Consider the following 25,258-nt stretch of genomic DNA (forward strand, 5'->3'; position numbering starts at 1 on the left):
AAAGCATCAAAAATCCGACAATCAACATTGTCGGATTTTGTGCGTTCCAAACAAATGTAAATCAAATCGATCTAAACATTAAAATAACTGATTTAATATTCAAACACGAAAAAGAAATATTACGAAACTTTAACCCAGCCAAACCCCATGTTATCAAAACCAATTTTGAATCTTCATAATTACTTTTTAAAAGGTTTAGGATTACTTCTTTTCTTAATATCTTTTAAAACTATAGGCCAGACAGCCGTTACCAGAATTCATACAGACTGGAATGGATATTGGACATCTAACTCTACAACGGGTGTAGGAAATCGTCCAAATACAGAAAACAATCTGCTTGCTTTTTTATGGAATGGAACGACCTATTCTACAGGTGTAAATGATGCCAATCTTACAACCAGAGGGATTACTTTTAATGCTCAAAAATACAGAGCTCTAAAAATTCAAACTCTAGGACTTGATCCAGGCAGCACCTATTTTCTTCAAGGTGCTATGATAGACGGATCCAATTCAACTGCAACCTTAACCCCGCCTTTAACGGGAACAACTTCAACTGGTCCCGAACTTGCTTCGCGACTTACTGATGGTGTAAACGGACTTACACTTGGAACTGGTATTGCGAACATAAAAGCAGGTACAGCCGAATTTAAAATCGGAACTAATAACTTGACCATTTCAGGTATTGAAGATAATATTCCCGATCTGATTGTCACTCAAGTTGCTGAACCGGGAGGTACACCAGATTCATTTAAATTTGTTGATGCTTCTGGAGCTACAGTTGGTAATCAGCTATCAGTTTCGTTCGGGTCTGTAACAGCAATTGGAACCTACAGTCTAGATTTATTTAGAGCTGATAATGGTGCAATGGCATTTACAGCAGCTGCTACACGAGATATTCGAATAGTGGGAATAGAAACGAAATCATTTGGTATTACACCTGCAAACGCAGCTCAGGTTGATCGTTTTGTGGTAACATTTTCAGGAAACTCAGATTGTGCTTTTATCGCTTTTAACACCAGCTCTTTAAAAATAGCCGAATTGAGTATGATTAAAAGAGCTTCAATATCCTCTTGCGGTAAATTAGGCGACACGGTTACCTATACCTTTGATATCAAAAATACTGGAGAGGTGCCGATTACTAATATTTCGGTTACCGATCTTATGCCTGGTTTAACAATTACTGGCAACTCTATTCCAAGTTTAGCCGCTGGTGCTTCTAGAACTCTTACTGGAACTTATACTATTACTGCAGCAGACGTTGCTGCTGGTAGAATAACTAATACGGCAAAAGTTACTGGAACCGATCCTTCTTTAAACATCGTCGAAGATATTTCGGGACAAACATATACCGATAACATAGCTACAGTAATCGATTTACTGGCACCACCAACTATTGGAACAATAACAAATGCATCTTGCTCTTCGTTAGGAAGTGTAGTTCTAAATAATCTTCCTTCAGGAAACTGGACCTTAGAAAGAACACCTGGAGGTGTTACAACTACAGGTTCAGGAACAACTGCAACCGTTACTAATATTCCAGTTGGTACATCATATTCATTTAGAGTAACAAACAGTTCAGGATGTAAATCACCTTCTTCTGCAGCTTTTAATATTACAGACCAATCTTCTACAACGTGGAACGGTACTGCATGGAGTCAAGGCACACCGGATCTTACTAAGAATGTTGTTTTCTCTGGCCCTTATACTATTACCAGCGATATAAATGCTTGTGCACTTACAGTTAATGCAGGCGTTAACTTAGTTGTTCCAACCAATGTTACATTGAATGTATTAAACGCAGTTTCGGTTTCCAGCACTGGATCTTTAACTTTCGAAAATAATTCAAGTCTTGTACAAACAAACAATGTAACCAATACAGGAAATATAGTTTATAGAAGAATTTCAAAACCAGTACGCCGTTATGATTTCACTTATTGGTCATCTCCTATTTACAGCAGTTCTTATACCCTAAAAACATTATCTACAGCAACTCTGGCAGATAAATATTATTATTATGATTCAGCAACTAGTGCTTGGAAAATAGATTATAACGGAATTACGGTTATGAAACCAGGAATTGCCTATAGTGTACGTGCGCCGCAAACTTACAGCATTACGTCTGGTGCAACTTATCTGGCTACTTTTACCGGCGTTCCAAACAATGGTAATTATTCTGTTGCAACAACTATCGGAAAATGGCATTTAGTCGGAAATCCTTATCCATCAGCGATATCAGCAGATGCTTTTATAAACAGCAATCTTCATCTCGGTGCATTGTATTTCTGGACTCACAATTCACCTCCAAATGATGCCGTAGCCGGAGATGCAAAATACAATTATACAAGTGACGATTATGCCGCATATACTTTAGCTGGCGGTACTGGAACAACTACTGGAGCAGACCGTCCAAATGGTTATATAGCCGCTGGGCAGGGAATCTTTGTTAAATCTAGTACAGCTGCTCCAATTGTATTCTCGAACTCAATGAGAAGAACTGGAAATAATACACAGTTCTTTAAAACTGCTGGAGATACCGAAAGCAAAAATCGTATCTGGTTAAACTTTAGCAATTCTGGAGGAGCTTTTAAACAGCTTTTATTGGGTTACATGGATGGTGCAACCAATAATATCGACGACAACTATGATGCTGTAACAATGAATGCGAATAGTTATATTGATTTTTACAGTATCAGTAATGCTAAGAAATTGACTATTCAGGCACGAGCATTGCCTTTTGATAATACAGAAACAATTCCGTTAGGGTACAAAACTACCATTGCAAGTGATTTCACAATTTCTATCAATGATGCTGACGGATTCTTTACTGGACAAGAAGTATATCTTGAAGACAAGCTCCTAGATAAAATTCACGATTTAAGAACTTCCAATTATACTTTTTCTAGTGCTATTGGTACTTTTACAGATCGTTTTGTATTACGTTATACCAACAAAACATTAGGAAACGAGGATTTCGAAAGTACTGATAATGCTCTTTTGGTTTCAGTAAAAGAGAAGATTGTTAAAGTGAATTCGTTAAACGAAAACATAAAAGAAGTTTCCGTTTATGATATTAGTGGACATTTGTTATATAACAAAAAGAAAGTAAATACCGCCGAATTAATCATTCAAAATCTACAGTCAAGTAATCAAGTTTTATTAGTGAAAGTGACTTTAGAAAATGATCACACAGTAACTAAGAAAATAATCTTTCACTAAGATTAAATAGTTCTCAAATAAAAAAATCCATTCCGTTTCACAACAGAATGGATTTTTTCTTTTTAGTTTTTTGTTTGAGTTTATTCCTCTTTCAACTCATCAATTACTTTTCTAATTTCTTTAGCATATTTTCCGTAAAATAATTTTGTATGCCCTTCAGTCATAAACCACATTAATAACATAAATGCAAATACTATTAATACAACTATTATGGCCACATTTTCTGGATTTGCGTTTAAAACCTTATTTAAAAGCTTACCAGATTTTTTACCTAAAGGCAATAAAAACCCATAAAACAGTCCAAAAGGAAAAAAAGCATAGCTAAACGATTTATAGGATTCAATAAATAACATTATATTGTAATATATTTCATAAAGGTTATCTTTCGTTGTTGCTGCAACATCTGTAAAGTTCTTATAATACAAATACAAGCGTATTGTAAAAAAAATTGAAATTATTATTGAAACGGCATAAAGCAAATAATACGCAATTAAAAAACTATATTTCAGATCAATAGTAAGCGGAACTATTCCTATAAAAATCATTGCAACTAATTGAACGATTACTTCTCTTTTTAAATTTTTTCTAATTTTTTCCAAAGGAGTATTTACCGATTGAATTTTTTCTAAGTTATTTGGAAGAACAACGTTTTCTATATTTTCATTGTTCCATGCGTTTTGTATATCGTTAAAATCCATATCCTTGATTTTTAATAATTTCTTTTAATTTTTCTTTTGCTCTATTTAACTTAACCCTCGCGTTACCTTCGGAAATCCCAAGGTTTTCGCCAATTTCTTTATGAGAAAAACCCTCTAACTGATAAAATATAATAGCCTTATCAATCTTTTCCAGTTTCTGAACCGCTTTATAAAAATGATCCAGCTGACTTTCTTTTATTGCCGAATCGCCTTCATCATCTTTAATGTTTTCTGAAGCTATTTCGTATTTGTCTACCTTTCTTTTTTCTTTCTTCAAAAAGACAATCGCCGTGTTTACAGCCACTCTATACATCCAAGTCGAAAATTGGCTTTCGTTTCTAAAAGTATCATATGATTTCCATAACTGGCAGACAATTTCCTGAAACAAATCCTGCTGATCATCATGATTGTCCATGTACATCTTCGAGACTTTGTAGAGAATCCCTTTATGACTTTCTATTCTTTTTAAAAATTCTTGTTCTTTCTCTTTCAAAATAAGTTTAGTTCAATACTGGTTTTACACTATATCCTGCTTTTCTTAACAAATTAATCACTCCAAACTCTCCTCCTAAATGCCCTGAACCAACTGCAAAAAATACACTTTCTTTTTGCATCAATTCTGGCATAATTTTGATCCAATTTAAGTTTCTATAATCTAGAATCTCTTTTTTGGTCTTTTCGCTTGTTACTTTTTTATCTGTAATAATATCGTACACAGCTTCAATATTCTCCTTTTTATATTCTGAAACCAATTTAGAAGTTTCCTCTTTGCTGGATTCTTCCAGCATAGTAAGCATTTCTTCATTAGAATAAGCACCTTCTAAAATTGAAAACTGGGATTTTACAGTTTCTAAACCGCCAAAAGTCATGTTTTTCTTTTTTGCCTGTTCAATAAAATCCATTTCATAAAACTTCAAATCTGTACAGCCAAAACTTTTCATGGCGATTAGACTCATTACTGTCATTAGACTTGCTGTACCGTCATTCCCGAAGTTCTTTTTAAAATCACATCCAATTTAGCCAATTGCTCCGGATTTAACTTTTTGCTTAAAGTTTCTTTACCCATTGCCAGCTTTTGCATTTCTAATGTTTCTTTTGGATCAGCAAAATTGATTTCTAAAACTAATTTAGAAGATGTTTCAAATGCTTTTTTGGTCTTTTCAGTAAGAAAATAATCTCCCGAACAAATCATATGAACGGTTCCGTACAAATAAGAAGGTTTTGACAAGCCGTTTCCTGAAACTTCCCACAACAATGAATTTTCTAGTTTTGGGGCATTTTGTGCTTCAACATTTACATTTAAAAAAAGTGCGACAACAACTACGATTGATTTGATTATATTTTTCATTTGATTGATTGATTGATTGATTAAAGTTAAAAGTTTGATTGATTTCGATTAATTAATTGATGATTTTGATTGATTGATTTTGATTGATGATTGATAAATTTATTTACCTTCCTTTTTTCGCTGCCAAGAAGCAATCGATACAAAAAATAAACAGATCATCGTGAGAACCGCACTCTCGTTTGGTTTACTTAAAATAAAGTGATTTGTCAAGGTGTATCCAAGTCCTAGACTGGTCAAAAAGATAAATAAGAAATCGGATTTTTTTCCGTTAAATGAAGTTGATTGGGTTTTCATAATTGTTTTGGTTTATTTGATTACGACTTGTAAGTAATCAAACAACCAAAACGTTACAAAAAAAATTGAACTTTTTTCAAAAAGCTAGTAAAATCAATACCTCCGAGACAAAAAATTTTGTTTTTTAATTCATAAAAAATCTAAAACCGACAAATATTATTCTATTTCTTGAAAGTATTAATCAATTATTCTAATCGAACTTCTAATCCCAAATTATTCAATAGCGCAACAAAAAAATATTGTTTTTTAATTATTTATTATTGTTTTTCGATAATTTTAATATATTTACACTCAATAAATATTTAAATCGTCATGAAAAACAACAACAAATTAGTTACTGTACTTTATATTATCTCGCGATTAAGTTTTCGAGCCTGCGAGCTCATTTTATTATTTGCCCTAATTTTTGAATGCATTCCAGATGGCACAATAGGAGGCTATAGTTCTACAGTGCATCATTCTAGAGGGTATGAAATAAATGCCCGAATCCAATCTAGCATTTCTGACACATTAATTTTTTACAAGGGAACGAACATATCTGGCTCAATTTCAAAATCAAAAAGCAAAGAACTTAATAAGCGTTTTAATGAAATAAAAAATGATAAAAAACTTACTAAAATGTACCAGATCAATAATTTTGACATCTATAATTTCAACAATAAAGATTCTGATATTAAAAAGGAATTTTATGACGTAAAGCAAAGCTCCCCATCAGATTTAAATATTATCATTAATCCTAAAAATTACCTTTTTAAAGCTATTTTAGCAATAAAAACATATTTGTCATTAATTTTAGTATTATTTGTCAGCTATCAACTTATGAAGCTGTTTAAACAATTAAGAACAAACTTTGCTTTTGATCAAATACTCAACAAAAGAATTCGAAATATTGGATATTCACTAATCTCATTTCAAGTTATTACTTTGCTGATTAGTATTATAATAACACAACATTTATCAATTATAAGCTATTATCATTACATTCCAACAGTCGAAAATTCAGAATTTCGATATATGAGCCTTGGTATTTATATTGAATATAACTGGCAAATACTTTTTCTAGGTTTATGTTTAGTAGTTTTAGCAAAATTATTAAGCTATGGATATGATCTTCAAAACGAAAACGAATTAACGATATAAACTATGCCAATCATTGTAAATCTTGATGTAATGCTTGCTAAAAGAAAAATGCGATCCAATGAATTAGCAGAACGGATCGGCATTACAACGGCAAATCTTTCTATTTTGAAAACAGGAAAAGCAAAAGCGATTCGATTTTCAACCTTAGAACTGATCTGTGAAATTCTGGAATGCCAGCCTGGTGACATTATGGAATATGAAAAGGAAGAAGAGTAGAATCTTCATTTAATCATAAAAAGACAAACAGCGGATTAATTAATCCGCTGTTCTAACTTAGTTTTTACAAGTTACTAATAAAGGGCGATTGCCTGCTGTATTTAGATTCAATCATCTCTTTAATCATAAACTTTGAAATATCCAAAGCGGTGATTTTATCTCCTAAACAATCTTCCAGATTTACCGCTATTTCAGAGCTATTATCTGTAAAGTCAATAAAAGGAACCCGAACCTGCGTCCAATTCACATCGCTTTCTTCTAAAAGTTTATAGGCTTTTTGACGATCTTCCTGAATTAACGGAAAAGTACTTTTCATCCAATCTGTTGCCATAACTGTTTTAGGGCTTTTCTTATCGAATGGAGTATCAATATTAAGTCCAGCCAAAAGAACATAGCGTTCAATTTTGCATTCATTCATCGCCTTCAAAACATGCTTTGTTACCTCACTTGCAACCAAAGGCTCATCCTTTCGTTGCCCAATAGTACTCAAGACAGCATCACAATCTTTTAATAACGCTTTTATGTTGTCAAAATGGAGGGCATCACCTTTGATGATTTCAATTTTATCATTTTGAATTTCGAATTTTTTAGGATTTCTAAGCAGAAGTTTTATACTGAACCCTTCTTTTAATAACTGGTTTACAAGATAATTTCCAGTTTTTCCGCCACCGCCAAGAACGGCAATTTTTAATTTATTTTTCATAAATATTCTTCATAAAATTTGACATAAACAACTCTCGCTTTATCAAACAAACAAAGCGGAAAAGAAAAAAGCTTACTGAGCTTTTATCACTGTATCAATATTTTACAAAGAGATTTTAATACTCCAAAAATAGACAAATAAAAAAAGCCAGACAAATACTGCCTGGCTTTTTAACTTATTCTAAAATTGTCTTAGTCAACTAAAACAATTATTTTATTGTTTTTCATCTCGATAGTTCCTGACTTAATCTCTAAAGTATAAGTTTGGTCATTTACTTTCGTGAACTTATCGCCTGCCTCTTTAGAAAAACTGAAGCTTGGAGCTGCAATTTTAATTGTTCCTTTTTCTAAAATAGAAACAATCGGCGCGTGATGATTCAAAATCTGAAAGCTTCCATCAACTCCTGGTAAAGTAACTGAAGTTACTTCTCCTGAAAATAATTTTGCTTCTGGTGATACTATTTCTAAAATCATATCTTCTTTTTAAATTTCAAATTATAAAATTCCAAATCCCAATTTTGGAATTTGGAATTTTTATTTTTTGAGGTTTGTCAAGCTTTGCTTGATTATGCTTCAGCTAACATTTTCTCTCCAGCTTCGATTGCATCTTGAATAGAACCTTTCAAGTTGAAAGCAGCTTCTGGAAGGTGATCTAACTCACCATCGATAATCATGTTAAATCCTTTGATAGTATCTTTAATATCAACTAATACACCTGGAATACCTGTAAACTGCTCTGCTACGTGGAATGGCTGAGACAAGAAACGTTGTACACGACGTGCTCTAGATACTGCAAGTTTATCATCTTCTGATAACTCCTCCATACCTAAGATAGCGATGATATCTTGTAATTGTTTGTATTTTTGAAGAATTTCTTTTACTCTTTGTGCACAGTTGTAGTGCTCATCTCCTAAGATGTGAGGAGTCAAAATTCTTGAAGTAGAATCTAACGGGTCAACCGCAGGATAAATACCTAACTCAGCAATTTTACGAGACAATACAGTTGTTGCATCTAAGTGCGCGAAAGTTGTAGCCGGCGCCGGGTCAGTTAAGTCATCCGCAGGAACGTAAACCGCTTGTACAGATGTAATAGATCCTTTGTTTGTAGAAGTAATACGCTCTTGCATAGCACCCATCTCTGTTGCTAGAGTTGGCTGGTAACCTACTGCAGAAGGCATACGTCCTAAAAGTGCTGATACCTCAGAACCTGCTTGTGTAAAACGGAAGATATTATCAACGAAGAATAATACATCTTTACCTTGGTCTGATCCAGCTCCATCACGGAAATACTCAGCGATAGATAATCCTGAAAGTGCCACACGTGCACGAGCTCCAGGTGGCTCATTCATTTGTCCGAAAACGAAAGTAGCTTTAGACTCTCTCATTCCTGGCATATCTACTTTAGATAAATCCCATCCTCCATTTTCCATAGAGTGCATGAAATCATCACCGTATTTAATAATTCCTGACTCTAACATCTCACGAAGCAAGTCATTTCCTTCACGTGTTCTTTCACCTACTCCTGCGAATACTGAAAGTCCACCGTGACCTTTTGCGATATTGTTGATCAACTCCTGAATCAATACTGTTTTACCAACACCCGCACCACCAAACAATCCAATTTTACCTCCTTTTGCGTAAGGCTCAATCAAATCGATTACTTTAATACCTGTAAATAAAACTTCAGATGAAGTTGATAAATCTTCGAATTTAGGAGCTTGTCTGTGAATTGGCAGACCATTTTCTCCAGTTTTTGGCAAGTTTCCTAAACCATCAATTGCATCTCCTACAACATTAAATAATCTTCCATATACATCTGGACCGATTGGCATTTGGATTGGGTTTCCAGTACCAACTACTTCATATCCTCTGCTTAAACCATCTGTTGAATCCATAGAAATGGTACGAACAGTGTTTTCACCAATATGTGATTGTACTTCTAGAACCAAGATAGTTCCGTCTTTTTTATTGACTTCTAGAGAATCATAAATTTTTGGAAGTTCAACATCTTTACCGTTGAAAACTACGTCAACTACTGGTCCAATGATTTGAGCAACTTTTCCTATTACTTTTGACATTACTTATGTATTTATTAAATAGCTATTTAGGTTTATCGAAAATACCTCTTTTTTCAGAGCGCAAAGATAATTTTTTAAAATATAAAATCAACTTTTTTTTCATAAAAAACAGCATGATTTTGTTTGATTCATAAAACTTGCCTAAAAAATAACAAAAACAGCATTTTTTTATGAAAAGAAAAAACCGCTTATTTTTAGAAAATGAGCGGTTTTTTATAACGTTAAAATATCTTTTTTTATTGAAGCGTAGCTGGATATTGAATTGGGTACAAACCTAAATCAACATGACGAAGTGTCGAACCATATTGTGCATTGATCGCATCTATAAAAATATTAGCAATCAACCCATAACCTCTTGCACTTGGGTGAACTCCATCTAAAGAAAATGCTCCGCCAGTTGCAAAAGAAGAACTCATTGTAAAATTTCCAAATCTAATTCCGCCGCTTGCCAATTGTGTCAAAGTTGCTTTTGTATCCACAAATGCTAGTCCTTTTTCTTTAGATACGGCTTGGATTGTTGCATTATAAGCATCAGTTGCTTTTCTAATCTCGTCAATTTCAGTTGGAATTAAGACATGTTTATCTTGCAACGGATACGATATTCCAAATGCATTCAGTGGAGCTGGCGGCGCCATTCCAATTCCAGAGTTAGCTGCAGTTGGAGCCGTACCAATATCAGCTCTAGTAGTCAAAACAACCAAATCAGTTGCTTTAGCTTGTCTAGCTTGTCCAAAAACAATACCATAAAAAGCGGCCGTTTGCGCTCCTACTATTGGCGTAAATGCTGTTGTTAATTGATTTGACAAATTGGCTAAGCTCTCATCTTTTATCAACATAGGACTTGCACCAGTCTCAGAAAGCAGATTAATTCGGTCTCCTGCACCCAATGCAGTTAATACTTGTTTTAAAGGACCATACAACTGCGTGTTAAGAGCTTTGATTGTAGCCACACCCACAGCCTCATTATTTTTTCCAATCAATTTAGGAGTAAGCGGATTATACGGAACTGTTGTAAAGTGAGGCAAAGCTGTAATATACGGTAAATTAGCAACAACACCTTTTGCACCTTTCGCAGTTAAAGAAGTCACTAAACCTGTATACACACTTGCAAAAACAGCTGGATCTGTAATGTCATTTGATCCATAAGTAGCAGGATTCGGATTTCCTGTTTGGTCTTTTCCTGTTCCTCCAGAAGTGGCATACGCTAAAACATCATTTCCTCCAATAAATAAGGAGAAAAAAGTTGGATTTTGCGCTACAGCATCTGCCAGAACAGTAGTGGTAGGTGCGCTTGAAAATCGAGCAAAATACGGATTCGCTGCACCTGTTGCCACACCAGCAACGTTACCATAACCAGCAGCTAATAAGTGAAAACTTTTTGCTCCAGGAACACCTAAATTACTAAATGTACCCGTTAGATGAGCCGTAATCTCTGTCGTTGGTTTTCCAGTTACATTTACTGGCGTTTGAGTTGGTCCGTCAAAATACAATCTCGTTCCCGCAACAACGTTCCCACCCAGAAGCAAACCTCCGATATTATCATTCATTAGCGGCTGTGTAAAAGCCCCTCCTCCAGCAGCAACAAACTGCTGTGACAAAATATTCGGATACGAATTCTCTTGTCCTTTCTTAAACAAGGCATTATCACTGTAACCCGCCGCAAAAGAATCACCTAGTGCTATATATTTTGTAAATACTGCAGAACCTGGTGTTACCGGAACTTCTGCCGGCGTATCATTATTATCATCATTATTACAAGCAGCCATTACGGTCAAAGAAACCAATAAAAGCCATTTTATATTTTTTTTCATCTTAGTAGTTTTTTAAATTATAACCTCTTTCATTTCCCTTGCAAATCCATTACGGATTAATTGTCCAAGATGCAAACCACATTCTACCAATTGCTCCAGCTCCAATCACTTGAAGGTAATCTGACCCAAAAAGGTTTGTCGCTCCTACTTTAATAACTGACTTCCATTTTGGAATCGCATAATTTATCTGAGCATCAAGAACAGTATTCTCAGGGATCATTCCATCTCCAAAAGAAGATTCCCATAGATATTCAGAGTTCCATCTAACATTCACATTAAACCCTAAGTTTTTAATCACTTTTGCATTTCCTAAAGATGCTTTGATTCTGTGTTTTGGTGTATTAAACCCAGCCACGAAATCTGGATCTTCTGACTGATCGAAATTAAATTGAGAATAATTATAGTTTACTCCTAATTCAAAATCTTTGTATACTTTTTTAGCTAATCCTACACCAACACCAAAAGAAGAAATTTGAGCTGTTGTATTTGTATAAACCTGATAAACTCTTCTGTCTCCAAAAGCAAGCGCCTGATAAGATTCTGGCGTACCAACTGTACCATAATACGGAGAGATAACTCTCGCTGTATTCATAAAGTCATTATAAATATTGTAATATGCATTTAAATCTACCGATAAATCATTTTGAATAACTGTACGATATCCCGCTTCAAAAGCCTGAACTTGCTCTGGTTTTACTAATCCAATATCAGCAACTTGTAAATCATTTACATTTCCAGAAGCTCCAAAAGCCTGAACCGAAGCCACTGTGTATGCATTACGATACGCATCTTGCCCAGACAGATTAACAGTTGCAGGATGCCCTTGTGCTTGTCCTGCCGCACTTACATTTACAGTTTCTTGAAAACGATCCAAGTTCTCAGGAGCAGAACCAATTAATGCAAATGGCCCTAAGTCTAAACCAATATACTGATCTTGTGTTGTCGGGTTACGAAACCCTGTTTGATATGACAATCTGAAGTTATGATTTTTGTTTGCTCCAGCTGAGTAAACAAAAGACACTCTTGGAGAAACATTTCCATCAAAGTTCTGGCTTTTATCATAACGTAAAGATCCTGTAAATTTCAATCTGTCATCTAAGAATTTTTTCTGAAGCTGCGCGTAAGCACCGTATTCTTTATATTCAATCGGACCATCATAGTCTGTAAAAATAGTTCCTTCAGAATCCATCACATATTTTCTCCAAGATCCTCCAACTTGAATTTCTGCAAATTTGATAATATCTTTAAAGTTATAATTCACATCTGAGTGATATAATTTAGAATGATCGATAAATTTAGCTCCTTTTGTCAAATCAGGATTTGCTACCGCAGTCGCTAAAGCGCTATTAAATTGTGCAGAACCTGGTTCGAATCTTGCAGAACCAGTTGGTTTTGGAAGAAATGAAATTTGAGCCGGTAAAACATTATAATCTGCAAAGTTTCTTGCAATTGCAGCAGATTGATTGGCATCTGTTCCCATAACCGCACCTGCATACTGATAAGCCGTTGCATAATTAGTAAACCATTCTTGATCTGATTTTGCCGCTCTGTTTACGTTCCATGCTGCAAATCTCATATCATAAGAATTTCCAGCATCTTCACTTGTAAAATAGATTCTACCAAAGAAATTTTTCCCTTTTACCTCAAATTTACCCTGCTGCATTAAGAAATCTTTTAAAGCATATCTGTTTGCTCCCTGATAAATTGTACTACCCGTACCAATTTTGTACTGAAGAATAAATTCTGTATCGTTTGCCCAAGGTTTAATATGCGCACTGAAGTCCGCTTTCATACTTTGAACTTTATTATCTGTTAAATCTTGCTCACGATAACCCGTTCTACTAACCTGACCTACATTTGGAATAAAAGTAGTAACCTCGTCACCATAAATATTCAATCCGTCGTAATTCTGATTCATTTCATGACCAATAGAACCACCCGTCATACTTCTTGTATCGTTTGCAATCCATTCACTTGCTTCCATGTAAGTGAAATTAGCCTTCATGGCAAAATGTTTTGTAAAGGCTTTTGCCGCTCTAATACCAAAATCATTATAATCATTTGTTCCAGCAGCTTTTTGAGTAGTTTGTCCGTATTTATAATAAACACTGATTCCTTCATTAGTAAAAGGACTTTTACTAGTCATGAACATAATACCATTAAAAGCATTCGCTCCATATAGTGCAGAAGAAGCACCTGGCAAAAGCTCTACGCTGGCAACATCGATATCCGAAACCCCAATTAAGTTACCTAATACGAAGTTCAACGCAGGAGAAGAATTATCCATACCATCAACCAATTGCATAAAGCGGGTATTGGCAACTGTTGCAAAACCACGGGTGTTAACAGACTTAAAAGAAATACTGCTCGTATTGAAATTTACTTCTTTTAAATTTTCTAAACCGTCGTAGAAAGTTGCCGCTGTGGTATTTTTAATTTCCTGAATTCCCATTCGCTCAATAGTAACTGGAGATTCGATTACTCTTTCTGGAGTTCTAGAAGCCGAAACCACGATTTCATCCAGTTTTGTTTCTTCGTCTTTTAAAACAATATTTAACTTTTGATTTGCTGAAGCAACATTGATTGTCTGCGATACAAATCCAACTGCCGTTACCTTAACCGAAAAAGGCAGTTTAGCATTCGTTGATAATTTAAACGAGCCGTCAAAATCTGTGGAAGCTCCTCCACTTTCTCCGACCACAACAATATTAGCACCAGGAATAGATTGTTTGTTACTGTCTGTAACTGAACCTGTAATTGTATTCTGCGCAAAAGATATTCCGCTGAATAACAACATAATTAGCAAGTAGACTCTCATTGGGTTAGTTTTATTGAATTAGTTATTTGTTAGTTTGTATAGCCAAAATACATAAATATTTAATATGTATAAAAAAAAGTTAAATAAAATTGATATTTAAAACCATTTTATACAATATTTTAACTATTTGCTAATTCAATTTATTTAAATAAAATTAAATAAAACCGAGAGAAAAATCAACTTACTATGCATACATATAAATTTTTATCAAAAAATTGAATATATCATAAAAATACATATTCAGAAATTTTTTTTTGACAATAAAAAAAAAGCGAGACCTAAATCTCGCTTTTTAACATATTTATATATTTCGTAAACCTTATTCTACCGTAACCGATTTCGCTAAATTACGTGGCTGGTCAACATTGCATCCTCTCATTACAGCAATATAATAAGAAAGCAATTGCAACGGAATTGTAGTAATAAGCGGTGATAATGCATCCGAAGTTTCAGGAATTTCGATTACATAATCGGCCAATTCACGAACTTGAGTATCACCTTTTGTAACAACAGCGATAATTTTACCACTTCGAGATTTGATCTCTTGAATATTACTTACAATTTTATCATAATGACCTTGTTTAGGTGCAATTACAATAACCGGCATATGCTCGTCAATTAAAGCAATAGGACCGTGTTTCATTTCTGCAGCAGGATATCCTTCTGCATGTATGTATGAAATCTCTTTTAATTTTAAAGCTCCTTCAAGTGCAACTGGGAAATTATACCCACGTCCTAAATAAAGACAGTTTGGTGAATCTTTAAACGCTGCCGCAATTTCTTTCGCTTTATCATTAGTTTCTAAAGCTTCAGATACTTTTTCAGGAATTAATTCTAATTCTTGCAAGTAAGCATGGAAATCAGGATTTGATAAAGTTCCTTTTGCCTTACCTAATCTCAAAGCAATCATAGTTAAAACTGTGATTTGAGTTGTAAATGCTTTAGTAGAAGCTACTCCAATTTCTGGCCCCGCGTGTGTATAAGCACCTGCATGGCTTTCTCTAGAAATAGAAGAACCAACCACGTTACAAACACCAAAAACAAAAGCTCCGTTTTCTTTAGCCAATTTAATAGCCGCCATTGTATCAGCAGTTTCACCAGATTGTGAAATTGCGATTACAACATCGTCTTTGTTGATAATTGGGTTTCTGTATCTAAATTCAGAAGCATATTCTACTTCAACAGGAATACGTGTAAACTCCTCAAAAATATATTCTGCCACTAAACCGGCATGCCATGAAGTTCCGCAAGCTACAATAAGAATTCTTTTTGCGTTTAGAAACTTCTCTATATTATCTTCAACTCCAGCCATTTGAACGATTCCTTCATTTGCATGAAGTCTTCCTCTATAAGTATCTTTAATAACACTTGGCTGTTCGTAGATTTCTTTAAGCATGAAATGATCGTAACCTCCTTTTTCAATCTGCTCCAAATTCATTTGAAGTTCTTGAATATAAGGATCTACCAACGAGTCATCTTTAATTTTTCTAATTTTTAAAGGTTTGTGAAGTCTAATATTAGCCATTTCACCATCCTCTAAGTAAACTGCATTAGAAGTATATTCAATAAATGGAGACGCATCAGAAGCAATAAAATATTCTCCTTCTCCTACTCCAATTGCCAACGGACTCCCAAGTCTTGCAGCTACAATTTCGTTTGGATTTTTTTTATCAAATACAGCAATTGCGTAAGCACCCACAACTTGGTTTAAAGCGATCTGGACTGCTTTACCCAACTTGATGTTTTCTTTTTTCTGAACCTCTTCAATAAGATTTACAAGAACTTCAGTATCTGTATCCGATTTAAAAGTATAACCTCTTTTTATTAATTCTTCTTTTAATGGTGCATAATTCTCAATAATTCCGTTGTGAATTATTACTAAATCTCCCGAATTAGAAAGATGAGGATGCGAGTTTACATCATTTGGCACCCCATGAGTAGCCCAGCGCGTGTGCCCTATTCCAATATTACCATTCTCAGTAAGATCCTCCTTTGCTTTCGCTTCTAGATCAGAAACCTTACCTTTTGTTTTACAAAGTTTAACACCTTCGTTATCTTCATACAACATAACGCCGGCACTATCATATCCTCTGTACTCAAGTCGCTTTAATCCCTTTATTACAATAGGGTAGGCTTCTCGATGACCGATATATCCAACAATTCCACACATATTTTATTTATTTATTTGGTTTCGTGTAGTAAACCTCAAGCCTCAATCTTTTATCCTCTGGAACAGAAGATTTCCCTCCATACAATATCGTACCTAGAGGACTCATAACTGATGCTCTCGGTGCTGCTGAAATATTACTATTTTTCAGCTTTAATAGATTATTAGTCACAGTAGCTATATCTTCTGTAACTACCAATCCTAAATCAACATTCTTATAAGTAGCGTCTTTAATCAGACTGCGAATGTGCTCTGTAATTCTAATTTTATACGTTTTACCTCTCTTATTATCACCAAGGTTAATTATCCCGCCAAAAATCTGTTTTGCATCTTTTGGATTAGATGATGCTGCAGATGTAGCGTCGCTGTAATAGTCTTTCAATGGCGTATTATTAGTCAAATCATATAAATATATACGCTTTGCTTCTGTGGTTGGAGCCATTTTATCTGCATCGATATAAAAAACCAGATTTGCTTCGTTTACCATCCAATCGCTGTCTTTTATTGATTGAAGCTGCGAAGCAAAATCGTTTAGTTTAAGAATAGCCATCGATCCTTGACCGCCTTTCAAATAAAGCCTTTCATCACCTTCTGTTGCATTTACATTTGTAATCGCATTTTCGTAAGTAGTATTTCTTTGATTTTGTAAAAAATTAACTGTACTTAGTGAACTTCCTAATTTCAAGACAAGTGTACGCGTTTCCGTTGTCTTCGGATCGTCTGTAGTACTATCTGTTTTTGCTGTATAAGTAATTGTAATTTTTCCTTCAGCAAAATTCATTAATGCCATACTTGTAGCATTTGCACCTGACTTTTCAACTTTAAAGTACAATCCTCTATAATATTCCTGAAAAACATTAGCACTAGCCAATTTTGATGCTGGAGCGTTAAGAATTTTATCCTGAAACTCTTTTGTATTTAGATTTAAACGCATTTCAGGTTTTGATCTCTGTAACGTTTTTTTCCCATCTGTACCCGTAATACTATCTTTTCTTTCAATTGCATTGAAGAAAAACTCCTGATTTTGCGTTATATCAGCATCATCATTTAATAAAGGACTTGCTTTTAAACTTTCAAAATCTGCATTTTGATCTGTGTAGTATAATTGTGCAAACTGATTACCATTATCAAAATAAGAATTACGCATCTGCATTCCATTTTGATAAACACTTAACTTAATTTTACCTCCATCTTTAGCACCAAAAATAGAATCCAATGCATACACACTACTTCCATCTGTATTAGTTTGCGTAACGTGGCTAAAATAAGGTATGCTTAAAACAACGCTTTCAATTTTTGGTTCTTCACCAATACTTGGAGCATAACTTTCAAGCGTAACTTGTGTTGCAAAATTTGCCGTAGTCTCACCAAAAACAGGATCATTATAAATCCCTAATGCATTTGTAGGCAAATTATTGGATTGAATTGGTGTTACTTCTTGATTAAAAGCCAAGACCTCATATTTGTGAGGTTCTAACCCAAAATGATCATCACTAATCAAATCATCGCCAATAGCATTAAAATCCTTATCGCATGAATATAAAAAAACAACAACTGAAGCTAATAGAATTTTCTTAATCAAAGAAGTATTATACATTTTTAAAATATAGTTAAAATTTAAAGTCCCATCGTTTTGTAGAAATTTGTATACGCTTCTGCGAATGCATTTTTCGGTGCGAAAGGTAAAAAAGGTTTTCCTGAAGATTCTATAAATTTTGTTAAACTTGGGGAAACATTTTCTGACGCAATAATAACCGCATCAGAATGTAATATACTAGCCTTAAGGATATTTTCGTAGTTTGGAGTTTCTAAATCTGAAACTGATTCGTGTGGCACGCCGTCAAATTTAACTTTGTTTATCATTTCCAAATCTAAATTTTCATCAAATGACTGTCCGTAAACAGAAGTAACAATTTTCGTTTCAGAAAACATTGCCTCATGTTTATAAAAGTGTTTCATATAGATTGGCAGCATTGCAGCAAGCCAGCCGTGAACGTGAATAATATCTGGAACCCAGTTTAGTTTTTTCACAGTTTCAACAACACCTTTTGCAAAGAAAATAGCTCTTTCATCGTTATCCGGATACAGAACACCTTCTTCGTCCGCAAAAGTTGCTTTTCTTTTAAAGTATTCATCGTTATCAATAAAATAAACCTGAATTCTTTCTTTTGGAATAGAAGCTACCTTAATAATCAATGGCATATCTAAATCATTCACTACCAAATTCATCCCTGAAAGTCGGATTACTTCATGTAATTGATGTCTTCTTTCATTGATATTCCCATATCTAGGCATGAAAATTCTTATCTGACCGCCCTGATCGTTTATCATTTTCGGAACGTCATAAGACATTAAAGAAACCTCGTTTTCAGCCAGATACGGCACGACTTCAGATGATACGTATAATATCCTCTTATCTTTCATAATAGTATTTTACTTAATTTTTGGTAATAAAAACGTCGCAAAATTACAAAATTTTATGCAGTTTATAACTAATATATTATGTTTGCACTAAATTTTAATAATACCTCAATGCATATTTTCTACAGTAAAGCTGCTTTGATAGCCTATTTAAAAACTATCAAAACCACAAATTCAACTATAGGATTTGTACCAACTATGGGCGCTTTACACCAAGGACATTTGGCTTTAATGCAGCGCTCGTTAAAAGAAAACGACGATACCGTTGTCAGCATTTTTGTCAATCCAACACAATTCAATAATCCAGAAGACTTAGCAAAATATCCGAGGACTCTCGAAGAAGATGTTAAGAAAATGCGTACATTAAGTGATAAAATTATTTTATACGCTCCTTCGGTAGATGATATTTATGAAGGAAACACTGTTTCGCAGGATTTTGATTTCGATGGATTGGAAAATCAAATGGAAGGAAAATTCAGGCCAGGTCATTTTAACGGAGTTGGAACGATTGTAAAACGTCTTTTCGAAATCGTAACCCCGACTAATGCTTACTTTGGCGAAAAAGACTTTCAGCAATTGCAGATTGTTAAAAAAATGGTCGAAAAAACAAATCTTCCGGTAAACATCGTAGGCTGTCCGATTTTCAGAGAAGAAAATCAGCTGGCAATGAGTTCTCGTAACGAACGTTTAACGGCTGAAGAAAGAAAAGAAGCTTCGATCATTTACAAAGTTTTAACCGAAGCAAAAGAAATATTTCAAACAAAAAGTCCGCAGGAAACTATTGATTTTGTCGAAAATTCTTTCAAAGACAACAAACAATTCGATCTCGAATATTTTGTGATTGCTGACGAATCGACACTTTTACCTATCGATCAGAAAGAGAATGATAAAAAATACCGCGCATTTATAGCAGTATTTGTTAATTCTATCAGACTGATTGATACCATTTCATTAAATTAATCTAACTTTGCAGCATGCAAATTCAAGTTATAAAATCAAAAATTCATCGTGTTAAAGTAACGGGAGCCGATTTAAATTACATTGGCAGCATTACTATTGATGAAACTCTGCTAGAAGCTTCAAACATTATTGAAGGCGAAAAAGTATCTATTGTAAATATTAATAACGGTGAACGTTTTGAAACTTACGCTATTAAAGGAGAAAAAAATTCGGGAGAAATTACCCTGAATGGTCCTGCAGCGAGAAAAGTTCAGAAAGACGATATTATTATCATTATTTCTTATGCGACTTTAGAGTTTGAAGAAGCGAAAACATTCAAACCGTGGATTATTTTCCCTAACGAAAATGATAATTCGCTAACTTAAAATTTTCTTTTTAATTTTTAAAAATCCACAACTTTGTCAAACTTGTTTTGTACAAAGTTTTCTGCATTTGTATAAATCAGAAAAGATTTACACTCCAACGTTTTTGTTTCCATTTTTCCCCATAAAAGAAACAAATAAAATAGTATATTGCCACACTATTTTCAATACTTTTTAATTCACTGAAATGCCACAAATCATGAAAAAAGTTTACCTACTGTTTATTTTAATTTCATTCTCGTCTTTTGCCCAAAAAAAGTTCGACAACATTAAATCTGAGAAACTGGGAGAAGAGCGAAGAATCACAATTGGTCTTCCGCCTTCTTACGAAGCCAGCAAAGACAAAAAATATCCTGTTCTTTATTTATTAGACGGAGATTATTTGTTTGATCCTTTTTCTGGAGCTGTAAGTTATGGTTCTTATTGGGATGATATTCCTGAAATGATCATCATCGGAATTCATCAGAATAAAGACGGAGAACGTTTTGATGATACCACAATTGACCAGAATGAAGGACTTCCTTTTGAAAAAGGAGCGAAATTTTTTGAATTTATCGGAGCAGAATTAGTTCCCTATATTGAAAAAAAATACCGTACCTCGCCTTTCAGACTTATTGCAGGTCACGATTTAACAGCAAGTTTTGCTAATTTTTATTTGTATAAAGAAGAGCCGCTTTTTAACGCTTACATCTGTTTAAGTCCAGAATTGGCTCCAAAAATGGAAGTGCGTATTGCAGAGAAGTTCGCAAAAGTAAAAAAACCGTTTTTCTACTATCTTTCTGCAGGTGAAGGAGATATTAAAAAAATAAAAGAACCGATAGAAAAATTAAACGGAAATATTAAAATCGCTAATAATCCGTTAGTGAATTATAAATATGAAGTTTTTAAAGGTGCAACACATTATACAGAAGTATTGCACTCTATACCAAGTGCTTTATATCAGATTTTTGAAGCATACCGACCAATAAATTCAGCAGAATACAATGAAAAAATTGCTGTTCTTGAATCGGGTTACGCAGAATATCTAGAACAAAAGTACAACACCATGTCTGAAGTTATGGGAGTGCAGATTCCAGTAAGAATGAGCGATTTTAAAGTAATAGAAAATATCATTTTAAAAAAGAATGCTTATAGTGAACTATCAAAAATGGCTGAAATTGGAAATGTAAATTACCCAAAAGCCATGCTTGGAGAATATGAGTTAGGATTAATGTATGAAAAACAAGGAGATCCGAAACATGCATCAAAAAAATACCAAAATGCTTCGCAGATGGAGCCGATTGGTGATTTGAACAAAGATTTTATGTATGAGAAAATCGACGAAATGAATACGCTTGCTAAAAAAAGTAAATAATGTCAAAAGTTAAAACTTCCTTTTTTTGTCAGAACTGCGGAACGCAGTATTCGAAATGGCAAGGCCAATGCAATGCCTGCAAAGAATGGAATACGATTGCTGAGGAAATTATCCAAAAACAGGAAAAAGTAGCTTGGAAAAGTGAACCCACTTCAAGCAGTAAAGCACCAAGGCCTTTAAAAATTACCGAAATTGATTCGGCTCAGGAAGTTCGCATGGACACAACCGACAGCGAATTGAATCGAGTTTTAGGAGGCGGACTTGTTCCTGGATCTCTAACGCTTTTGGGTGGAGAACCCGGCATCGGAAAAAGTACACTTTTGCTTCAGATTTCACTTAAATTACCTTATAAAACTTTATATGTTTCAGGCGAAGAAAGTCAGAAACAAATAAAAATGCGTGCAGAAAGAATCACACCAAATAGTGATAACTGCTACATTTTGACCGAAACGAAAACACAGAATATTTTCAAACAGATCGAAACGATGCAGCCAGAAGTGGTGATTATCGATTCGATTCAGACTTTGCATACCGATTATATTGAATCCACAGCGGGAAGTATTTCGCAGATTAGAGAAACAACGGCAGAATTAATCAAGTTTGCTAAAGAAAGTAATACGCCTGTTATTCTTATCGGACATATTACCAAAGACGGAAATATTGCCGGGCCAAAAATCCTTGAACATATGGTTGACACGGTTCTTCAGTTTGAAGGCGACAGAAACCATGTTTACAGAATTTTGCGTTCGCTGAAAAACCGTTTTGGTTCTACAGCCGAACTTGGAATTTACGAAATGCTTGGAAGCGGATTGAGAGAAGTTTCCAATCCGTCTGAAATTTTGATTTCGCATAAAGACGAAGAATTATCAGGAACCGCAATTGCTACAACGCTTGAAGGAATGCGTCCGTTGATGATTGAAATTCAATCGTTGGTTTCTACCGCAGTTTACGGTACTCCACAAAGAAGTACAACGGGATACAACGCAAAACGTTTAAATATGATTTTAGCTGTTTTAGAAAAAAGAGCTGGATTCCGTTTAGGCGCAAAAGACGTTTTCCTGAATGTTACTGGAGGTATTTCTGTCGACGATCCAGCAATTGATTTGGCGGTTGTGGCCGCGATTTTATCGTCAAACGAAGATATTCCAGTTGGAAAAGGTTTTTGTTTTGCCGGCGAAGTTGGACTTTCTGGTGAAATTCGTCCGGTAAACCGCGTGGATCAGCGTATTCAGGAAGCTGAAAAATTAGGTTTCGATACGATCTTTGTTTCAAAATACAATAAAATTGCTTTAAAAAATACTGGTATCAAAATCGAATTGGTTGCTAAAATTGAAGATGTTGCCAGCATTCTTTTTGGGTAGTTTTTGTTAGCCAAAAATCACAAGAATCATTCGTTTTTTGCCACAGATTGAACGGATTTCCACAGATTAATCTTTATAATAATTTTAATCTGTGGCAAAAGAAAAAAATAATTAGTGTAATTGCGTCGCCTGTTCGCTATCGCTCGAGTCGTGGCAAACCCAATCCAAAAACATTAAAAAAATATTGTAAATTCAACTCTATGAATTTTCCAAAACAAAAAATATATAAAGTATTAAAAATAGTCGGAATACTATTGGTTTTGCTTTGCATCGGACTTTACTATTTCCGAGATTCACTTCTTAAACAGGCAATCGCCAAAGTAGAACACAAAATGGCGGTTCAGTACAATAGTAATTTCTCTGTAAAATCGGCTTCGTTCGACGGATTGTCAACTATAAAATTGACAGATATTGTTTTGGCTCCAATAAATGCTGATACACTCTGCAAAATTAAAAACGTCGAAACCAGCATCAGTTTAAGCAGTTTACTGATTGGCGATGTTCAGGTTGGAACTTTAAAAATTGACAATGGTTACATACAATTAGTCAAAAAAGGTAAAAAACGAAACTTTGACGCTTTCTTAAAAAGAGAAAAAGACGAAACAGAATCAAACGAGAAACGTAAATATGCTTCACTCGCTTATAATATTATCTCGAAATTATTAAATCTGGTTCCGACCGATATGGATTTGAAAAACTTTCAATTCAAAATCGATGATAACGGAAAACATACTTCTATCGCAGTAAATAAACTTGTTTTAAACAACAAACAGCTAGAAACTAATCTTCATGTTCAGGCAAAAGATTTTGATCAGCGCTGGAACATAAAAGGTTTTGCCGATCCGAGAAATAAAAAAGCAGATATCCGATTCTTCAATTTAGATACTGGAGCGATTCGTGTTCCATATTTGGACGAACGTTATAACTTAAAAGCAAGTTTTGATTCGATTCGATTAAACGTTCAAAACATTGACAAAAGCGGGAGTGAATTACACATTGACGGTTATACTTCTATTGCCAATCTTAAAATCAATCATCCAAAAATCGCGAGTAAAGATGTTGTAATTAAAAATGCCCGTTTTGATTATCGTTTTTTACTTGGAGATAGTTTTATTTCTATCGACAGCACTTCGACTATGCAGTTGAACAAAATAAAAGTTCGTCCGTATGTTTCTTACTATACCGAAAAAGATACGATTTATACTTTAAAAGTCGATATTCCGAAAATGAAAGCGCAGGATTTTATCGTTTCGCTTCCTGACGGATTGTTTACGCATTTTCAAGGAATGCAGGCAACCGGAAATTTCGATTACAAACTGGATTTTAAATTCAATAAAAACAAACCGAATACTTTAGTTTTTGACAGTAAACTAAACAAAGAAGATTTACGAATCACCAAATATGGCGAAGCCGATTTGAACAAACTAAATGGCGAATTTGTTTATCGTGCAATCATTCAGAATGTTTTACAACGTCCGATTTTGGTTGGAAGCGCGAATCCAAATTATACACCTTTGGATCAAATTTCTCCTTATTTGAGAAAATGTGTTTTAACAACTGAAGATCCGTCATTCTTTTCGCATCGCGGTTTTATCAATGAAGCTTTCAAACAATCGATTCTGAAAAACATTAGAACCAAAAAATTCTCACGCGGCGCAAGCACAATCAGCATGCAGTTGATTAAAAATGTGTTTTTAACTCGTGAAAAAACGCTTTCGCGAAAGCTGGAAGAAATACTTCTAGTTTACATTTTAGAAAACAATCGAATTGTAAGCAAAGAAAGAATGTTAGAAGTCTATTTCAATATTATCGAATGGGGACCAAATGTATACGGTATCGGCGAAGCGAGTCATTTCTATTTCCAAAAAAGTCCGTCAGCTTTAAATGTTGACGAATGTTTATACTTGGCAACGATTATTCCGAAACCGAGAAAATTTATGTATCAATTTAATGACGAAGGCAATTTGAAGGATTATGCTCTAAAAAACCAGACGTTTTTAAAGAATTTAATGTTCCGTAGAGGTTTATTAATTCCTGAAGATACGCTTGGACAATTGCCTGTTTATATTTCTGGAAATGCGCGTTCATTTATAAAAATTAAAGTTCCAGATTCTACGGCAATCAAATTAGATTCGCTTTCTACCAGTACAGATGAATTTGATTTATAATATTTAGGAGTTGCTGCGAAGGCATTAAGGCGCGAAGTTTTTTGTTTTAATCTCGCAAAGTCGCAGAGTCGCAAAGTTTTTTTGTTTTTTGCATAGCCCCTAGCTTCAGCTAGGGGATAAGACGAAATAGAAAAGGGCTTTAGC

The 25,258-nt window shown here is 34.3% G+C and carries 21 protein-coding genes; 8 read left to right on the plus strand and 13 right to left on the minus strand.

Annotated features, from left to right (window positions below; all coding sequences use genetic code 11):
- Positions 1-147: 147 nt before the first annotated feature.
- On the plus strand, positions 148-3,216 hold the full coding sequence (locus tag ACFSC2_RS01650) for a DUF7507 domain-containing protein (protein WP_379817514.1): 3,069 nt from the start codon (positions 148-150) through the stop codon (positions 3,214-3,216).
- An 80-nt stretch (positions 3,217-3,296) separates the two neighbouring features.
- Here ACFSC2_RS01650 and ACFSC2_RS01655 read toward each other — a convergent pair whose 3' ends face one another.
- From ACFSC2_RS01655 to ACFSC2_RS01675, 5 genes are all read right to left on the minus strand, one after another.
- A complete protein-coding gene (locus ACFSC2_RS01655) occupies positions 3,297-3,914 on the minus strand; it encodes a hypothetical protein (RefSeq protein ID WP_379817515.1) in 618 nt (205 codons plus the stop codon).
- Positions 3,904-4,407 carry an RNA polymerase sigma factor gene (locus tag ACFSC2_RS01660; RefSeq protein WP_379817516.1) on the minus strand — a complete coding sequence of 168 codons (504 nt, stop codon included), beginning with the start codon at positions 4,405-4,407 and terminating at the stop codon, positions 3,904-3,906. Before ACFSC2_RS01660 ends, ACFSC2_RS01655 begins: the two co-directional genes overlap by 11 nt.
- A gap of 7 nt (positions 4,408-4,414) precedes the next feature.
- Positions 4,415-4,870 carry a TraB/GumN family protein gene (locus ACFSC2_RS01665; protein WP_379817517.1) on the minus strand — a complete coding sequence of 152 codons (456 nt, stop codon included), beginning with the start codon at positions 4,868-4,870 and terminating at the stop codon, positions 4,415-4,417.
- 8 nt (positions 4,871-4,878) lie between these two features.
- Positions 4,879-5,262: a TraB/GumN family protein gene (locus ACFSC2_RS01670; RefSeq protein WP_379817518.1), complete on the minus strand. Its 384-nt coding sequence runs from the start codon at positions 5,260-5,262 to the stop codon at positions 4,879-4,881.
- Positions 5,263-5,361: 99 nt separating this feature from the next.
- Positions 5,362-5,556: a hypothetical protein gene (locus ACFSC2_RS01675; RefSeq protein WP_379817519.1), complete on the minus strand. Its 195-nt coding sequence runs from the start codon at positions 5,554-5,556 to the stop codon at positions 5,362-5,364.
- 312 nt (positions 5,557-5,868) lie between these two features.
- On the opposite strand from ACFSC2_RS01675, the gene ACFSC2_RS01680 reads away from it, so the two are divergent.
- Both ACFSC2_RS01680 and ACFSC2_RS01685 read left to right on the plus strand, forming a co-directional pair.
- Entirely contained in the window at positions 5,869-6,696 is an 828-nt protein-coding gene (locus ACFSC2_RS01680) for a DUF2975 domain-containing protein (RefSeq protein ID WP_379817520.1), read from the plus strand.
- A 3-nt stretch (positions 6,697-6,699) separates the two neighbouring features.
- A complete protein-coding gene (locus tag ACFSC2_RS01685) occupies positions 6,700-6,912 on the plus strand; it encodes a helix-turn-helix domain-containing protein (RefSeq protein ID WP_379817521.1) in 213 nt (70 codons plus the stop codon).
- A 64-nt stretch (positions 6,913-6,976) separates the two neighbouring features.
- Here ACFSC2_RS01685 and ACFSC2_RS01690 read toward each other — a convergent pair whose 3' ends face one another.
- The 8 genes from ACFSC2_RS01690 to ACFSC2_RS01725 form a co-directional block, all read right to left on the minus strand.
- Complete coding sequence (locus tag ACFSC2_RS01690) at positions 6,977-7,615, minus strand: NAD(P)-dependent oxidoreductase (RefSeq protein WP_379817522.1); 639 nt, start codon at positions 7,613-7,615, stop codon at positions 6,977-6,979.
- A gap of 191 nt (positions 7,616-7,806) precedes the next feature.
- Complete coding sequence (locus ACFSC2_RS01695; protein WP_379817523.1) at positions 7,807-8,088, minus strand: FoF1 ATP synthase subunit delta/epsilon; 282 nt, start codon at positions 8,086-8,088, stop codon at positions 7,807-7,809.
- Between the two features lie 92 nt (positions 8,089-8,180).
- On the minus strand, positions 8,181-9,692 hold the full coding sequence (gene atpD, locus ACFSC2_RS01700; protein WP_379817524.1) for a F0F1 ATP synthase subunit beta: 1,512 nt from the start codon (positions 9,690-9,692) through the stop codon (positions 8,181-8,183).
- Between the two features lie 236 nt (positions 9,693-9,928).
- Positions 9,929-11,503, minus strand: coding sequence for an SGNH/GDSL hydrolase family protein (locus tag ACFSC2_RS01705; protein WP_379817525.1), 1,575 nt, complete (start codon positions 11,501-11,503; stop codon positions 9,929-9,931).
- A 49-nt stretch (positions 11,504-11,552) separates the two neighbouring features.
- Positions 11,553-14,321 (minus strand): TonB-dependent receptor, encoded by a 2,769-nt coding sequence (locus ACFSC2_RS01710; RefSeq protein WP_379817527.1) that lies wholly within the window; start codon positions 14,319-14,321, stop codon positions 11,553-11,555.
- 319 nt (positions 14,322-14,640) lie between these two features.
- Complete coding sequence (gene glmS, locus ACFSC2_RS01715; protein WP_379817528.1) at positions 14,641-16,491, minus strand: glutamine--fructose-6-phosphate transaminase (isomerizing); 1,851 nt, start codon at positions 16,489-16,491, stop codon at positions 14,641-14,643.
- A 7-nt stretch (positions 16,492-16,498) separates the two neighbouring features.
- A complete protein-coding gene (locus ACFSC2_RS01720) occupies positions 16,499-18,085 on the minus strand; it encodes a DUF4270 domain-containing protein (protein WP_379817529.1) in 1,587 nt (528 codons plus the stop codon).
- A gap of 20 nt (positions 18,086-18,105) precedes the next feature.
- Positions 18,106-18,912 carry a glycogen/starch synthase gene (locus tag ACFSC2_RS01725; RefSeq protein WP_379817530.1) on the minus strand — a complete coding sequence of 269 codons (807 nt, stop codon included), beginning with the start codon at positions 18,910-18,912 and terminating at the stop codon, positions 18,106-18,108.
- A gap of 78 nt (positions 18,913-18,990) precedes the next feature.
- Here ACFSC2_RS01725 and panC point away from each other — a divergent pair, with 78 nt between their 5' ends.
- The 5 genes from panC (at position 18,991) to ACFSC2_RS01750 (ending at position 25,114) form a co-directional block, all read left to right on the plus strand.
- Complete coding sequence (gene panC, locus ACFSC2_RS01730) at positions 18,991-19,869, plus strand: pantoate--beta-alanine ligase (protein ID WP_379817531.1); 879 nt, start codon at positions 18,991-18,993, stop codon at positions 19,867-19,869.
- 14 nt (positions 19,870-19,883) lie between these two features.
- Positions 19,884-20,234, plus strand: a complete 351-nt coding sequence (gene panD / locus ACFSC2_RS01735; RefSeq protein ID WP_026727479.1) for an aspartate 1-decarboxylase — start codon at positions 19,884-19,886, stop codon at positions 20,232-20,234.
- A gap of 196 nt (positions 20,235-20,430) precedes the next feature.
- A complete protein-coding gene (locus ACFSC2_RS01740; protein WP_379817532.1) occupies positions 20,431-21,585 on the plus strand; it encodes an alpha/beta hydrolase in 1,155 nt (384 codons plus the stop codon).
- On the plus strand, positions 21,585-22,946 hold the full coding sequence (gene radA, locus ACFSC2_RS01745) for a DNA repair protein RadA (RefSeq protein WP_379817533.1): 1,362 nt from the start codon (positions 21,585-21,587) through the stop codon (positions 22,944-22,946). The genes ACFSC2_RS01740 and radA overlap by 1 nt, the downstream gene beginning before the upstream one ends.
- 200 nt (positions 22,947-23,146) lie before the next feature.
- Positions 23,147-25,114: a transglycosylase domain-containing protein gene (locus ACFSC2_RS01750; RefSeq protein ID WP_379817534.1), complete on the plus strand. Its 1,968-nt coding sequence runs from the start codon at positions 23,147-23,149 to the stop codon at positions 25,112-25,114.
- Positions 25,115-25,258 lie beyond the last annotated feature (144 nt).

This window comes from Flavobacterium artemisiae, assembly GCF_042678225.1.
Classification (GTDB): domain Bacteria; phylum Bacteroidota; class Bacteroidia; order Flavobacteriales; family Flavobacteriaceae; genus Flavobacterium; species Flavobacterium artemisiae.